Source organism: Paenibacillus sp. FSL M7-0656 (assembly GCF_038003225.1).
GTDB lineage: Bacteria > Bacillota > Bacilli > Paenibacillales > Paenibacillaceae > Paenibacillus > Paenibacillus amylolyticus.
In genome coordinates this window covers 4,329,496-4,344,096 of the sequence record NZ_JBBOOT010000001.1, presented here as the reverse complement: position 1 = coordinate 4,344,096, position 14,601 = coordinate 4,329,496, and the positions used below count along the sequence as shown (strand labels likewise).

Annotated in this window: 17 protein-coding genes; 2 read left to right on the top strand and 15 right to left on the bottom strand. The window is 43.2% G+C overall.

Annotated elements, in window-relative coordinates; translation table 11 throughout:
- Window positions 1–322: 322 nt before the first annotated feature.
- From MHI01_RS19270 to MHI01_RS19215, 12 genes are all read right to left on the bottom strand, one after another.
- Complete coding sequence (locus MHI01_RS19270; protein WP_340983859.1) at window positions 323–1,291, bottom strand: ABC transporter ATP-binding protein; 969 nt, start codon at window positions 1,289–1,291, stop codon at window positions 323–325.
- The gene (locus MHI01_RS19265; protein WP_036671813.1) at window positions 1,288–2,088 is read right to left on the bottom strand and encodes an ABC transporter ATP-binding protein; all 801 of its coding nucleotides are present in this window, start codon (window positions 2,086–2,088) and stop codon (window positions 1,288–1,290) included. The genes MHI01_RS19270 and MHI01_RS19265 overlap by 4 nt, the downstream gene beginning before the upstream one ends.
- The gene (gene nikC / locus MHI01_RS19260; protein ID WP_076217106.1) at window positions 2,085–2,939 is read right to left on the bottom strand and encodes a nickel transporter permease; all 855 of its coding nucleotides are present in this window, start codon (window positions 2,937–2,939) and stop codon (window positions 2,085–2,087) included. Before nikC ends, MHI01_RS19265 begins: the two co-directional genes overlap by 4 nt.
- Window positions 2,936–3,883: a nickel ABC transporter permease gene (nikB, locus tag MHI01_RS19255; protein WP_282319823.1), complete on the bottom strand. Its 948-nt coding sequence runs from the start codon at window positions 3,881–3,883 to the stop codon at window positions 2,936–2,938. The genes nikC and nikB overlap by 4 nt, the downstream gene beginning before the upstream one ends.
- Window positions 3,883–5,433 carry a nickel ABC transporter substrate-binding protein gene (gene nikA / locus MHI01_RS19250; protein WP_340983858.1) on the bottom strand — a complete coding sequence of 517 codons (1,551 nt, stop codon included), beginning with the start codon at window positions 5,431–5,433 and terminating at the stop codon, window positions 3,883–3,885. Before nikA ends, nikB begins: the two co-directional genes overlap by 1 nt.
- A 235-nt stretch (window positions 5,434–5,668) precedes the next feature.
- Window positions 5,669–6,190, bottom strand: a complete 522-nt coding sequence (locus MHI01_RS19245) for an SUKH-4 family immunity protein (RefSeq protein WP_340983857.1) — start codon at window positions 6,188–6,190, stop codon at window positions 5,669–5,671.
- Between the two features lie 71 nt (window positions 6,191–6,261).
- Window positions 6,262–6,591 carry a hypothetical protein gene (locus MHI01_RS19240; RefSeq protein ID WP_340983856.1) on the bottom strand — a complete coding sequence of 110 codons (330 nt, stop codon included), beginning with the start codon at window positions 6,589–6,591 and terminating at the stop codon, window positions 6,262–6,264.
- Window positions 6,592–6,621: 30 nt separating this feature from the next.
- The gene (locus tag MHI01_RS19235; protein ID WP_340983855.1) at window positions 6,622–7,101 is read right to left on the bottom strand and encodes a hypothetical protein; all 480 of its coding nucleotides are present in this window, start codon (window positions 7,099–7,101) and stop codon (window positions 6,622–6,624) included.
- Between the two features lie 559 nt (window positions 7,102–7,660).
- Complete coding sequence (locus MHI01_RS19230) at window positions 7,661–8,080, bottom strand: hypothetical protein (protein ID WP_340983854.1); 420 nt, start codon at window positions 8,078–8,080, stop codon at window positions 7,661–7,663.
- A gap of 55 nt (window positions 8,081–8,135) precedes the next feature.
- Entirely contained in the window at window positions 8,136–8,435 is a 300-nt protein-coding gene (locus MHI01_RS19225) for a hypothetical protein (protein ID WP_340983853.1), read from the bottom strand.
- A gap of 149 nt (window positions 8,436–8,584) precedes the next feature.
- Entirely contained in the window at window positions 8,585–9,052 is a 468-nt protein-coding gene (locus MHI01_RS19220; RefSeq protein WP_340983852.1) for a hypothetical protein, read from the bottom strand.
- Window positions 9,053–9,074: 22 nt separating this feature from the next.
- Window positions 9,075–9,563: a hypothetical protein gene (locus MHI01_RS19215; RefSeq protein WP_282319810.1), complete on the bottom strand. Its 489-nt coding sequence runs from the start codon at window positions 9,561–9,563 to the stop codon at window positions 9,075–9,077.
- Between the two features lie 538 nt (window positions 9,564–10,101).
- On the opposite strand from MHI01_RS19215, the gene MHI01_RS19210 reads away from it, so the two are divergent.
- Window positions 10,102–10,533, top strand: coding sequence for an SMI1/KNR4 family protein (locus MHI01_RS19210; protein WP_340983850.1), 432 nt, complete (start codon window positions 10,102–10,104; stop codon window positions 10,531–10,533).
- A 142-nt stretch (window positions 10,534–10,675) separates the two neighbouring features.
- Window positions 10,676–11,332: a DUF1871 family protein gene (locus MHI01_RS19205; RefSeq protein WP_340983849.1), complete on the top strand. Its 657-nt coding sequence runs from the start codon at window positions 10,676–10,678 to the stop codon at window positions 11,330–11,332.
- Window positions 11,333–11,461: 129 nt separating this feature from the next.
- Here the strand turns inward: MHI01_RS19205 and MHI01_RS19200 are convergent, their stop codons facing one another.
- From MHI01_RS19200 to MHI01_RS19190, 3 genes are all read right to left on the bottom strand, one after another.
- A complete protein-coding gene (locus MHI01_RS19200) occupies window positions 11,462–11,959 on the bottom strand; it encodes a hypothetical protein (RefSeq protein ID WP_340983848.1) in 498 nt (165 codons plus the stop codon).
- 42 nt (window positions 11,960–12,001) lie between these two features.
- On the bottom strand, window positions 12,002–13,453 hold the full coding sequence (locus MHI01_RS19195) for a WXG100 family type VII secretion target (protein ID WP_340983847.1): 1,452 nt from the start codon (window positions 13,451–13,453) through the stop codon (window positions 12,002–12,004).
- 185 nt (window positions 13,454–13,638) lie between these two features.
- Window positions 13,639–14,442 (bottom strand): DNA-binding protein, encoded by an 804-nt coding sequence (locus MHI01_RS19190; protein ID WP_340983846.1) that lies wholly within the window; start codon window positions 14,440–14,442, stop codon window positions 13,639–13,641.
- Window positions 14,443–14,601: the final 159 nt, after the last annotated feature.

Here is a 14,601-nt window from a genome sequence, read left to right as displayed (position 1 = left end):
ATTTGCAGCAAGCCCATTCTTGAACGGGATCGCACCTTCTCTGAATGATTATAACCTTGATCTAGTGTATCAATAATATAGAGCAATTTAAATATGCAATTTCAAGATATTTGCTATTCCATCAGTATACGCTAGTTTACATCGGAACGTTAGCCCGGTTATAGGCCTGAAAGATATATTTGTTCAAAACAAAGAAAGGAACCCGGTTTTAGGGGGACTTTGGATGATCAAATGGATGCACTAAAAGCCGCTCTCGAATCTCTTCGTAAGGCGGCTTCATATATAAATTAACGATTACCACCCCCGGCGTCTCCGGGAGTACTCAGAAAATTGAAATCAGTTCCTTTGTATACGGATGGCGTTCTTCAGCGAACAACGCATCTGCACCAAAGCGGTCAACGATCTGACCTTCCCGCATAACGATGATGCGCTGGCTCATGCGATGTACCGCGGCCAAGTCATGCGAGATGAACACGTATGAAAGACCAAGCGATGTCCGCAGATCGGTGAGCAACTGCAAAACTGCTCCTTGCGAGATCACGTCCAGGCTGGCCGTCGGTTCATCCAGAACAACAACGTCCGGTTCAATGCCAATAGCACGTGCAATCGTGACGCGCTGACGCTGTCCACCACTTAGCTCATGGGGGTAACGTCCAGCCAAATCGCTAGGAAGCTCCACCGCTTCAAGCAACTTTTGGACGTAATCCTCCTTCGACGTATAGGTAAAGTGGGACAGCTCGGCGTTCCGTCCAAGTTGTTCGTACGGATCAATCAGCGAATCAGCAATCTTGAGCTTCGGGTTTAGTGCAGCCATTGGATTCTGGAAAACAATCTGAATCTTCCGGCGATGAGGTCGCAACCGTCGGCCGCTCAGCCGTGCAATATCCTGTCCACCCAGTGTAATCGAGCCTGTATCTGCATCCTCAATCCGTAGCAGACAGCGGGCGAGCGTACTCTTGCCGCACCCGCTCTCGCCAACCAGGCCAAGACATTCGCCGTGGTTCAGGGTGAAGGAAATATCGTTCACAGCCGGTCGGTCTGCACCCGCATACGTTCGGCTCAGATGTTCCACGTGAAGCACAGGATTGCCAAGGGTGCTGAGCGATGAAGCATTGTCTGAACCGGCATTATCTGTATCCGCATATATATCCGTATGATCTGTACCCGCAGTATCTATGATTACATTGTCTCTGTCTACATCGTTTAAGTCTCTAGCAAAATCGTGGCTTCGCACACCAGATTCTTCGGACTGCATGAGTCCACGGCATTCAGCATTTGTGGTTGTCTTCATTCCGTTCCTGCCTCCTTCAATCCCGACTTCAGCGAGCGACTCAGAACGGGAGCCGCATCAATCAGCTGACGCGTATATTCATGCTGGGGATGATCAAGAATGCGATGTTTCCCGCCAGATTCGACGATCTGACCTTCCTTCATCACAGCCAAGCGGTTGGCATAGCGACGTACATGGCGCCAATCATGCGTGATAAACAAAATGGCACAGCCCGTCTCCGCTTGTTTGCGTGCCAGCAGTTCCAACACGCGATGCCCAGACACACTGTCCAGTGCCGTTGTTGCTTCGTCAGCAATCAGCAGGCGAGGAGATAGCATCAGCGATGTGGCAATTGAGGCCCGCTGAAGCTGTCCACCGCTCAATTGGAACGGATAGCGGCGCAGCAATTCAGCGCCAAGGCCAACCGATTCCAGCGCTTCCTCCGCTCGTTTCTTGCGGATGGCAGAAGACTTTTCCCCATGTACCTTCTGGTATTCATCAAAGTGTCCGCCAATGCTGCGGAAGGGCGTAAATGCTCCCTGATAGTCTTGAAAAATATATGAGATGCGGCTTCCCCGCAGGGCGCGCATCTCCTTTGGCTTCCGTTCGAGCAGGTTGCTGCCCTCGAACATGACTCGCCCCGACGCATGCAGGTTGGGCGGCAACAGACGACCAATTGCTTGCGAGAGCAAGCTTTTGCCACTACCACTCTGTCCAACCAATGCCATGAACTCGCCTTCGCGAACAGCCAGAGAGACTTGATCTACAATAGTACGATCCCGACTGGAGATACTCAGTTCCTCAATGGAGAGAATCATGGCTGCACCTCTTTCTTCACGTCAAACCGGTCTCTTAGATAGTCGCCCAGCATGTTGGCAAGCAGCACTACCGAGACAATGGCAAGACCCGGATAGATCATCAGCTCTGGCCGAGACTGGAAGTAAGGCCGTGAGTCGTTCAGCATCGCACCCCATTCAGGTGTTGGCGGCTGTGCGCCAAGGCCAATGTAGGACAATGATGAGATGAGCAGAATGATTTTACCCAGATCAAGACTGGCCAGCACGAGCACATGACCTGCGATATGTGGAAGCAGATGTTTTCTCATGATACGACCGTCCGACAATCCGTTGGTGCGGGCAATGCGAATGTAATCCTTTTGTGACTCCGATAAAACCGTACTTCGAACGAGACGCGCATAGCTGACCCACTTTACGATCACAATCGCCAATACCAGATTACCGATTCCCGCGCCAAGCAAGCCACTTAGCACAATCGCCACGATGGTATCAGGGAAAGCAAGAAAGGCATCAGCAATCCGCATGAACAACTTATCGACCCAGCCACGTTTGTAACCCGCGATCAAACCAAACGGAATGCCAATCAGCAATGCAGCACCGAGTGCCAGCAGACTATAACCCAGTGTTTGGCCGCCGCCAAGCAGCAGACGTGTCAGTACATCGCGGCCCAGATGGTCGGTGCCGAACGGATGGAGAGCACTTGCACCCTGCAATCGTCCGCGCAGATCGGTTAAGGTATGATCATGTTTCAGAACTAAAAAGGCATATACGGAGGCCGCGATGACCAGCAGGGCAAATAGCAAACCAACGATCGCCTGCCAGTTATGTTTTTTAGATTTTGTAGGTGGAATGGGCAGGGGTATGGTTTTCATCGGTGGGCCTCCTTTTCCTTCAGTTTCATTTCGGGATTCAAATAACGGTACGACAGATCAACCGCCGTATTCACGAGAAATACCACGATAGCCATGATCAGAATGTAACCCTGAATCAGTGGATAATCACGCTGGCGGATGGCATCAACGACAAGCTTGCCAATACCCGGATAAGCGAACAACACTTCAATTACAACAACTCCGCCAATCAGGCTACCGAGACTGACGCCGAATACTGTAATGACAGGCGGCAGACTGTGCCGGAAGGCGTGAAGCATGAAGATCCGGCCTTCGGATAACCCTCTTGCCCTGGCGGACCGAACGAACTCCTGGCTAAGAGAATCCAATAGGCTGGAACGCAAAAGACGCACATAAACGCTGGAGATGGCAAGTCCCAGCGTCAGAGATGGCAGAATAAGTGATGTGAATCCATCCCGGCCCATGGTCGGCAGATTGCCGAAGCGTACGCCGAACATGTCGATCAGGATTAGACCCAGCCAGAAGCTTGGCACCGCCGCACCCACAATGGAGAGCATCCGGCTGCCGCGGTCAATCCAACTGCCACGATGGAGTGCTGATAGCGAGCCGAGCGGGATAGCTATAACGAGCATGACCAGCAGTGCGCCAATCGTCAGTTCAGCCGTAGCAGGCAGCGCACGCATCAAGGTCTGCATGACGGGCTGGCCTGTTGAATACGATACGCCGAAGTCGAGACGAACAAAATCGAGCAACCAGTTGCCGAACTGGACAGGAAGCGAATCATTGAATCCCATCTCCTCGCGTACAGCTTCGACCTGCTCCTGACTAACAGACAGTTTGTCCACATTCAGGATCGTCAGCACGGGATCACCCGGAGCCAGACGAATGAACAGGAAACTCACAAACATAATGAACAACAGAAAGATAAATACCTCAAGGAACTTCCGAAGCAAAATGCGAAACATTACATCACATCCAGCTTATTGGTAATCATGTAATATTCACTGCGAGTGGTAACCCAATTCTTGATCTTCTTGCCATTATAGGCAACGATCGTACCTGGATGCAGCACGAATGAATTCAGCACGTTGTCATGCACATAGTTGGCTGCCTTCTCGGCAAGCTCTGCGCGCTTCTCCGGTGCAACTGTGAGATTCAGTTCATCGATGATCTTGGTCAGTTCCGGATCTTCCGATCCACTGAAGTTAAGAGCACCCTTAGGGTGATACGTCGCATTAAGGTAATAGCCTGCATCCCCACGAGGAGCCGTCAAATTACTGTACGTTGCAATATCCCAGTCACGGTTAGATGCCATATAATCTTCTGGCGTGTCAATCTGGCGAATCTGCACGTCGATACCGATCTTCTTCGCATCAGATTGGAATACTTGAGCAATCAGTGGCAGATCGGCACGAGCCGAATACGTCAGTAGGGTCAATTGCAATGGTTTTCCGTCCTTGGTCATCACGCCGTTTTGCTGCGTGTACCCTGCTTCGTTGAGATATTTTACAGCGACATCAGCTCCGGATTCCGTTGCTGTATCCGTATAGGTTGGTGCAAATGGCAGCGATGGCAGGAACGGTCCGATGGCCGCTTCGCCATAGCCGAGCAGGATCGTGTCGACGATACCCTGACGGTCAATCAGCGCGTCCAGCGCACGACGAACATTAAGGTCCTTCATACTCTCCCGCTGCATGTTCATCGTTAGTTGATGCACGCGGAACGTCGATGTAGATTCAACGGTCATGCCGTCCATCGCTTTGAGCGATTCAAGACTCTCTACCTCCGGACGGTATACGATATCTACCTGCCCAGATTTGAGCGCTAGTGTGCGGGCATTGGCATCTTCATTGAATGAGAACGTGATGGAATCTAGAGGCGATGCTCCGTCCCAGTATTCATCATAGCGATCCAGTTGCAGCTTGCTGCCCGGGGTAAAAGAGGTCAGTTTAAACGGGCCCGTACCAATGGGCTTGTTCACAATGTCCGGCTCACTCACGTCGATAATCGCCGTGTTGGGGTTCACCAGTTCGGAAGCGAACTCCGGAAACGGCTGAGTTGTAGTAATCTCCAGCTTGTCACCCTCGGCTTCAATCGTATCGATCTTCAGCGCGTTCTGGATGGCTACATTCTCTTCCAGCGCCCGCTCAAGGGATGCCTTAACGGATTCACCCGTCATTGGCTTGCCGTTCTGGAAGGTCACATCATCTCGCAGGTCGATCGTCCAATGCTGCCCATCTTCGCTCTCCCAGCTCTCGGCGAGCCATGGAGCAACCGTCAGATTCTCTTCATCGAGACGAACCAGCGTTTCCGTAATGCCCGCGCGCAGCGGCACATAGCTAGAATCCACATGTGGATCTAGCGAGCTGGTGGAGAAGTTATATAGGAAGTGAACATTTTTATTATCGGTGGATGGTTGCGCAGCGGGACTGGACTCAGATGATCCGCAGGCGCTCAACAGTCCAGCGCTCAAGGCCAAGGAGACCAGCGCTAGCAGTGGCGTCTTTTTATTCAAGGTAATGCCCCTCTCTCTTAATCGTAATCATTATGATCTAAACAGTGAGTATTATCATATCGTAATGATTACGTTTTGACAAGAGTTATATTGGTGTTAGAACGAGAAAAAATCCGACTCTCGGATGAGAGCGGATTATTCATGTTTTTTGTTACATATGAGGGCTTGATTAGCGAGCATTCCTTTAAGATCCGGGATTATTTAGATGTAGAACCATGCAAGATTTCTCGAAGAGTTACAATCCAGTTTCGTAGTCTTCTAGCAAATGTGACCAGTAACCTTCAACATTCTTCATTGCTATCGGATCAATCTTCTCTAAATAACCACGAAGTGCTCTAGCATACTCATCTGCGGTATATGTACTTTCCAATCTCATTTTAGTTGCCAGTTCACTTCTAATTAGATGAAACAAAAAGAAGGTTCCCAAATTCTTATTGAGCATATATACGTTGGACTTATCCAATGATGATGTTGCGAAAAACATATCGCTCCCTTGTTTTAGATAGAGACCATACGAGTCACGCATACCATAACTTGCGAAGTGACCAATCTGAATATATTCCTCTCCTTCAACAACTTTCACTTGGAAAGCTTCAGATTCATAAAAGGAAAAATCATCATATTGTTCTGGAACTCCTATGTCGATTAAAAAATGAGCATTCTCTTCAGTTACTCCCCAAGCTTTTAGTTTAGTATAGTCATAATTGATTATTTCCGTGTCATAGTAGTCCTTTATCTCTACGATATCAAAATCCATGATTCATTAATACCTCCTCCTCTAGAGTCAACTATTCAATTCTAATATCTTCCCATATAAAGCCACCAACCTCAGAATATATACAGAATTGTACTTTCACTAATAAATGCGCTAGGTAAAATATCTTGTAAATTTTCAATTCTACCCGTCATATAATCTAACTCACTCCCGTTTAAATGTTCCTTTGCCCACTCCCTTAATCGTTTTAACTCAACTACAGCAGCTTCTAATTGGTGAGAATATATTTTAGATCCATCCCGAATCAGGGCTATTCCTAATTCATGTATTGCTGCCTCCCAGTATTCATCATAAAATTCCTGAGTAGCAATATTCTCACTGAGTGTAAGCTCACAATTCCGGTCTTCTATATCCCCGTTATATCTGTATAGACCTACGGACATTAGTATCCCCCCAGTTTGATCAACATGATCCTATTCGATGTCGCTAATATCTTGTACTGAAATATTTAAATGTCTCCAATACTTAAGAGGATAAGCTGAACCACCTACAACCATTTCGCCTTGTCTTATGTTGAAACTCCCACCTAGTTCGAAGAGTTTTATCATCGGTTCGTAGAGGTCGATGTATTCAATTGCTTCATCCACTCCTTGATCTGCTAATTCGGAGACTTCTAAATAACCTTGGCAAATTACCTTCACATAAGGATTTCCTAGCGTGTCCAGTTTTGAACAAGCTCGATATACTTTTTCATCTATAGCTTTTCCAAGAATTTTAGCAAAACTAAATAGGGGATATTGATCTATTGAAGCATCAATCTCGTTTAATAATTGATTAACGCGTCTAAGATATTCTTTAATCAGAATATGAGAAGATTCTAGTGAACTATTTTCGGTATCCTCAAATGAAATAAACGATAAACGTTCAATAGCTTTGGTTAGTAGCTGCCCCATGTGTTGCTCTCCTCTCGATTAACTATTAAACCTATTTAGCGTTACGTACAAGGTAACGACTAAATAACGCAGCCCTGGCAACTGCGTTATCGTTTGAAATTATGTTCCTTGATCGCAATCAGTCGAATTCAATATACACGCTACAACCGTTCGTTTTGGCTAATTCTAAAAATGTTGATATCTGATGTGCTACTTCTGGGAGAGTAGGGACAATGTTCTTAACATTCTCTCTTTGCCCACCAGTTACTTTACTCACATTGAAGGACTTAAATAAATGAATAGCTGAATCAAGGTCCTGTACTTCCCATGGACTTTCCTCATACCAACCTTCATGGGCATAGTATTCTTGTAGAATACCATTGTCAGTAGACTCATACTGGCACATAAGATCCAATACTGTCTCCAAATACAATTAATATTTCCGGTTGCCCCTCGTAACCAACATAATAAACGTCATTAACTTTATCTTCTTTCATAGTTCATCAACTCTCCAACGTTCATAAAGAGCATTACCCTCGCTCTAATGAACTTAGGTACTCGCTTATTATACTCATTTCACCTATTTTAACCCCTTAAGAAATTCCTCTAATATTTTTCGGCTAGCAGTTCCTGCTCCTGAAATTGCATTATGCACACGATCTAATATTATAGGATGATTTATAATTCGTTGCTTATGTTCAGTAGATGTGTAACTTCTTAATGTATCTATACATATTTCAAATAACTCGCTGTCTTCAACAGAAAGTAGCGAAAGTAGGATTTCAAATTCTTGTGTGTGCTGTGTACTATCTAGACAGTAAGCCAGTTTTTTCTTCCAGTACAGTGGCTTATTCAACACCTCAATGGTTAACTGATCCCGATCACTTTGTCCGAAATTCTCCAATAATTCTGCTGCTATAATACAACCGTCATCATACCAGGAATCAACTGTCGTCACAGCTGATAAAAGATTATCTAATAGTTTGTACATATTAAACATTAACCTCTATCTAGTCATCTCCCAGTTTGATCCTACTTTCTGGATACCGGTAAGATTAATCCATGTAAGAAATGACCGTCTTGATAATATTCGTTAATTTTAATTCAGGATATTTTTTATCACATTCCTTGAGGGTGTTGATATATTCTGTACTTTGGAGATTATAAGCTATTTCTTCAAACACCTCACTAACCCAGATAAGTTCGTACTTACTACAGTTCTTGAGGAATTGAATCGTCTCATCTTCATTCTGGCTTAGTATATTAATTAGTTCATCTCTGTATTGCTCGATTGCAGGATCGTTCATATGAAGAGCCGCTCTTTTTCGTATTACTTCTCTAGACTCTTCGATCATTTAGAGAGACCTCCATTTTTAGAATATTCTGCCCACCACGCAGCGCTCTTAAGATCTCCGTATCATTGTACTATCAGAGTGAAACTAGGGAATCCCTCTTTATCCCATCTACAATTTCAGAGATTTGGGTAATGTAACCCCACAGCTTCTTAAATCAATCCTGCCATATCCTTCTCAATAAAGCTCCCATCAAGTAAATCATAAGGCCAATCATAGATATCAGGGTTCTCTCTGCAATGCGAGTTAATGACAAGCTGACCATCAGACCGCAGAAAGATCACGCCAGATTCATTATCTGTCAATGCAATATCCTCTTCTAATCTGTCCGTTAGAGTATTAATCGCTTGGAATATAACTTGTAATCCCTCTTTGGGTGAACGTGAAAAAACGGAAATATTGATACAGTAATTGATATTTAAATTTAACTCTTCTCTCGTAAAACTCACTAACTCATCATCGTCTTGTACGATAAGTGAGAAGTTAGGATTGGTAATTGTGTAATAACCATCCCTCGATTTCATGTGAGTCTCCTGAGAAAAATCTTGTAGTGAACTCAACAATAGTTCCGCTAAATGTTGAGTATCTTTCTTATAGAATAGGTACAATGCTAAATCCATACTTCAATCAGCCCCAGACCTATTATTCCAAACTATTCATATCTAACGGTTTCATCTCAAGAAATTTATCGTACCAACTATTTAGTGGAATATGTGCACACCCTACTACATTCAGCTCTCTTGGTTTAAGTACAACTAATCCCTGTCGTTCAAAGATTTTTATAAATGGTTCATACACGCTTAGATATTCTACATATGATTGATTCTTATCAGCAAGCTTTGCTAATTGTAAATAATATTCGAATACTTTATACACATACACATTAGTACCACATTCGCTCATTGCAGTTATATTACAATAATCAGAAATTTCTACTTCTTCATTATCTCCCAATACAGTTGCAATGTTAGCAATAAAAGGAGGTAGCGGTCGTATAGAACTCTCTTTAAAAAAATAAGCTAATCTTCTTAAGTACTCACGTGCCAAATCTGCTTCTACTTCTGAAGATCGGCTTCCTACTTGTTCCCAATTTATCTTGTTAATTCTTCCTACTGCTGCTTGCAAATTCACTATAGCCACCTCAATTTCAATATTTATCTGGATCGTCAAAAACGTATTTTCTGACATCACCTACAGGATTGTATCCTGGGAATGGGGGAGGATTAGGATCCGTTACATCTGCTTTATCATGTGCATTTTTCGTAGTATCTACATTAAATGTCTTCTTGGCAAGGTCCTCACAAACAGCATCTAACATGGATTAAAATGTAGTATAGATCAAGAACTGAGGATTGAGACGATGACAAAGATACGATAGTTATCTAAAAGCGATACAAGAACAAAATAACGGTAAAATACAACTATCTGTTGAACAATTAGAAGAATCAGATTTTGGAAGAAAGATATAATGAAATTTGTGAGTTGGGTATTGAGGATATACAGGCCTTGAACAATTAAATTGAGGATTGGTTTAATTCAGAGAATAAAATGCCAATTTTCCCCGAAGATGAATGATTCGTACTAAGAGGGCCGTTATTACTATATTCCTTGAAATTAGTAGATCAAAAACTGAAGTAGCCAAAATGATTATCTCTAGGGAGTAGATCAGATGGTCGATAATAATAATGCATGGAGCACAGAGTATTCTCCTGTTGATATTCATACCGTAAAGAAAGTGGAAAAGACTTGGGGTATACAATTCCCCTCTGAGTACATTCATTTCATAGAAAAATATCACGGTGCAGAACCTGCCCAACGGACGTTGAGCATCAGTGGGAAAAAAGTGATGTTTTCTTCCTTCTTAACCTTCATCGCATTTGATGAGCTTGATATATTGGATGTATATAATGAGCAAAAGAATAACCTTCCTCCTAATCATTTTCCTTTTGCTATAGATGAAGAGGGTAACCTATTTTGTTTTAATTACAGCCACAATTCTCAGCCTAGTATTATCTATATTGAAACGATAAATTCTTACAACCCCTTGGGTGGTCATGTGGCCGCCACAGACTTTACAGCGTTTATTCAACAATTTAATTAAAGAATCTGGCTTCATCCAGTAAGGATGGAGTCTATATTGAATTCTTCAAAGGATGCTCTCATCAAGCTTCTGATATGGGAAGATGTTTATGTGACGACCAGACCCGAAGAATCAATAAAGGACTTTAGAAGAGGTGTTACATATGTTAGTTAAAAAAATAATAGACGATTGGGACCCCATTAATCTATTCCCCTACGCTCCTGAGGGTGAATATGAGGAAGAGGTAACACAAATTGAATATTATATTCGTAACGTCAGCATGGATAAACATAACTTAGCTAAAGAAATCTACACGATGTTCAGGAGAAAATTTGGGAGCGATATATTCACTGAGAGTTTAGAGTCATGTACAAATATGGCGAACAAAATTCTGGAACTGCCGCACCTTATAGGCTATACATTATCTAAGCTTCGTACCTATGAATGGGTCAGATATAATATGTTTGCAAGAGAGGACATTTACCATCACACCCCTGGATTTTATTTCAGATTTCGCAATGCAGGGAATGTGTACAACGAATTAGCTATATGTATAGATGCTTTCCAGGGCAAGTTACAATGGAAGTTGTATCTCGGTCTTGAGACTCGCAACCAAAACTACAGCTTGGAACCACATGAAGTGTATCAGGCAAGATTAACAGACGAATATAAGAAAAATTATAATCTAAAAGGAATTTTAGGCGATAAGTATAACGAAATATGCGAAAAAGGGATCAACGACATTCCATCTTTAAGTGATCACATTGAAGATTGGTTTAATTTAGTAAATAAAAAGCCTATTCTTCCTGATCTTGACTAAGTATACATCCGGATTAAAACAAAGGCCTGTCTGCGATCTTATAGGATGCAGGCAGGTCGCTTCGTATTATTATGACAAATGCTACTTAATAAGCTAGTGATTAAAAAATTGCCTTGAATGGCGAGAAAGTTATTGGTTCACCCAAGCTTTCAAGCCCTCATCACTAATATCAATAGGTGCCTGTTTTGACATGTAATCAGCGTTTGCCAGAGGGAATGCATAACCCCCAGCAATAATATCACCATGCCGTCTTCTAAGGGTTCCTCCTCTTTCAATCAGAAGAATTAGAGGTTCGTACAAATCATGGAATTTCAATGCAATCTCATTCTCAGTGTCCTGCAAGTTTAACCACTCTAGATAGGCTTCACACGTTCCTTTCATAAACGTATTTTTTAATTCTGCCAACTCAGGACACTTTTCTGATATACCCAAATCACTATCAAATCCAATTGCATGAGAAGCTTTAAAGAAAGGATACGGTGTTTCTAGATCATATAATGTAATTAGTACCGCTGCTCGTCTTATATATTCTTGTATTAGTGCCATATGTGAAGGCTCGTCTACAGTACCGGATAGATTCCAATCTATATTATTTATTCTTTCTATTCCTTTGGAAAAATAGCTCATCATTGCCTCCACTGTTCCGAGTTTTTGTTTAGTATTTTGCGATTATTTAAATGGATCAAAACCTTCAAATGTACCATACTCCGGTTGCTCAGGTGCCTTTCTATGTGCGCCATCATTCGGAGGTTGATCAGTATACGTTCTCTTATCATCTGACCATGACTCTATACGTCTGTACGGAATTCCCTCTCTCATTAATTTTGCTTCAGTAAGTTCATGATCGGCTAATTGTTTAAACCAATCCTTCTGGGCTTGATTGAGTTCTTTTTTCTGAGCTAATTGCCATGCATATGCTATTTCATCGTCAGGTGAGAAATGTTCTTTTTTGATCAGAATGCCCCCTGCTTTCGGAATTTCATGTTTCTCTAAAAATAAATGTTTCTTTAAATTTGTAATGTCTGAAATATTTAAGCCAGTATTCTTAGCAACATCGGGAACATCCTCTAATTGCATGTTCCTGATTTTATCATATGATTTCATACCGTAATCTGAAATGCTATCTTCAAAGAGGATAAGTTCATCCAACTTGTTAAACGAAGAATTCGGCATGTCATCTTTATTGATTCTTACTACTTTATTATCATGTGTAACAATTTCAGAATAATTATCATATACAGTCACCTTTTTAGCATGTTTACGAATATCCTGTACATTATCTCCAGAGACTATTTTTCTTATCGCATTTTCAGTTTCAATGTTAGGTTTTCTTAAAGCCTCTGTAGCTTTACCCTCTGTCTTACCATTCTTCGCCTTAGCAGCCTCAATATGCTGTTTAATCTTCGCCACAGCAGGATTAGAAGCAGGCAATCGATAAGGCCCTTTACTACCCGGCATGCTCCCACGAACCATCTGGAGCGCCATGAAAACCTGGCTAAACTTCAGAGAGGTCACCATCATCTGAGCATACTTATCGGATACAGGCTCTCCCGTCGTAGGATGAATCCCCATCTCAAAAGCCTTGATCTGTAACGCAAAAATATCTTCCCCAGGCGGTTCAACGTTCACAGCTTGCATGCGATTAAAGTCTAGATTTCCCTGATCCCTCTGATAAGCCTGAAGAGCAGCCTGATCCGCAACACCATTCTCGTTGACAGGCATCCATACCCACTTACCAAACATATTGACTTGCGCCATCCTATAGCCCTTATCACCCGAACTTGAATCACCTGTTGATTTGGTCATCATAGCTGCGGCACCGACAGCTCCAATTGCACCACCCAGACTCCCCTTCTGAGCATCTGCATCTTGGAAACGCGTGGCGATATCCTTCAATTCTTTGGATGTGTTCACCATACCTTCCAGCGCTTTATCCAGTATAGGTCGTGACTGCTCGAACTCATAGTAAAATCGCTCCTGCGTCGCACCCATCCACATCATCTGAACGAACATGATCTGTCTCGTCAGATCACTTCGTATACTCTCCAACTGTTGTCTGGCTTGATCCACCTGATTCGATACATGATGTAGTTGTTCAGGGGTAACTTTGATTGTACTCATACGTTTCTCCGCTCATTCGAAATAGGATTATCCTATGTTAGCAGAAGTGTAATATGTAAACTATCCGGCTAACATCCTGATTTCACCATGGTAAAAACACAAGCTGTGCTCCTCATCGGTGCTATGGTCCTATATGCATATACCCACTTCAAGGCATATCCTACCAGTTTCAGTAAATACCTTTCCTACTTCATCCCCTCCAACATCACCTTATACCGCCCAATCTGCTCCTCTGTCGCCTCTTCCCGCAATGATTCCAACAATGCCGTGCACCTTATAAAATACCGATCCATCCCAAGCTTATCCGCTAACCGAATAGCCTGCAAAATGAACTCCACGGCCTCCTGCGCTCTTCCCATCCACCGTTCATACAAAGCCCGCTGATAACAGTAATGATACATATCATCGTTGTTTGAAGAATTAATTTCTGTGCCACCGCCCAGCATCTGATCCTCACTCATATGTAAAACTCGATCAATCTGCCACCTATGCCGCACTGCTGCCTCCGTAATCACTTTCAGACCCAACAACCATTCCTCCGGATGCTCCAGCAAAAAGTTCACAAACTCCTCCAGTAGCTGCACTTGCCCGGCTTCAATCTCAAGAGCATACCGATTCATCTGTGCCTTATGCTTGAACTCCTGCACCACTAGCATACCTACCTCATCCAGATCCTCCATCCATCCCAGATCTCCATATTGAGCGATACAAGCTCGCGCCTGATCTACCTGTCCCATCTTCTGGTGAGCCATACCCCGCATTAGGTGACTAAACCCATAATAGTAGACCAAGGGCTTCTCGATGTGTATATGTGGTGCAGGCACTCCCTTTGACTGGTACTCCTGCCGCTCTTCATGGATCGACTGAACACATTGATATAACATGTCCGCCCTCTCCATCACCTTGTTCCAATTTTCAAAAGCCACAGCCATGTCCAACATTTCAACAATGATGTCCGGTTTGAGTGATTTTAGGATAGATTTTCGCAAAAGGAGATCCTCCTTTGATAGTATAGGCGAACAGAATTTCTAATTACTCCTGTGAAGTAATGATATTCATTCATTATACTACTTAGAATGCGTAAATAACACCATTATTGCTATATATTTTAACCTGACTTTTATGACACATCTTATCTAAGCTTATGT

Excerpts from the sequence above, each read along its gene's own strand:
- MHI01_RS19245 (WP_340983857.1), bottom strand. The coding sequence starts at position 6,190 with ATGGATTTTGATATCGTAGAGATAAAGGACTACTATGACACGGAAATA.
- MHI01_RS19265 (WP_036671813.1), bottom strand. The coding sequence starts at position 2,088 with ATGATTCTCTCCATTGAGGAACTGAGTATCTCCAGTCGGGATCGTACT.
- MHI01_RS19225 (WP_340983853.1), bottom strand. The coding sequence starts at position 8,435 with ATGATCGAAGAGTCTAGAGAAGTAATACGAAAAAGAGCGGCTCTTCAT.
- MHI01_RS19230 (WP_340983854.1), bottom strand. The coding sequence starts at position 8,080 with ATGTTTAATATGTACAAACTATTAGATAATCTTTTATCAGCTGTGACG.
- MHI01_RS19235 (WP_340983855.1), bottom strand. The coding sequence starts at position 7,101 with ATGGGGCAGCTACTAACCAAAGCTATTGAACGTTTATCGTTTATTTCA.
- MHI01_RS19240 (WP_340983856.1), bottom strand. The coding sequence starts at position 6,591 with ATGTCCGTAGGTCTATACAGATATAACGGGGATATAGAAGACCGGAAT.
- MHI01_RS19210 (WP_340983850.1), top strand. The coding sequence starts at position 10,102 with ATGGTCGATAATAATAATGCATGGAGCACAGAGTATTCTCCTGTTGAT.
- nikB (WP_282319823.1), bottom strand. The coding sequence starts at position 3,883 with ATGTTTCGCATTTTGCTTCGGAAGTTCCTTGAGGTATTTATCTTTCTG.
- MHI01_RS19200 (WP_340983848.1), bottom strand. The coding sequence starts at position 11,959 with ATGAGCTATTTTTCCAAAGGAATAGAAAGAATAAATAATATAGATTGG.
- MHI01_RS19205 (WP_340983849.1), top strand. The coding sequence starts at position 10,676 with ATGTTAGTTAAAAAAATAATAGACGATTGGGACCCCATTAATCTATTC.
- MHI01_RS19220 (WP_340983852.1), bottom strand. The coding sequence starts at position 9,052 with ATGGATTTAGCATTGTACCTATTCTATAAGAAAGATACTCAACATTTA.
- nikC (WP_076217106.1), bottom strand. The coding sequence starts at position 2,939 with ATGAAAACCATACCCCTGCCCATTCCACCTACAAAATCTAAAAAACAT.
- MHI01_RS19270 (WP_340983859.1), bottom strand. The coding sequence starts at position 1,291 with ATGAAGACAACCACAAATGCTGAATGCCGTGGACTCATGCAGTCCGAA.
- MHI01_RS19195 (WP_340983847.1), bottom strand. The coding sequence starts at position 13,453 with ATGAGTACAATCAAAGTTACCCCTGAACAACTACATCATGTATCGAAT.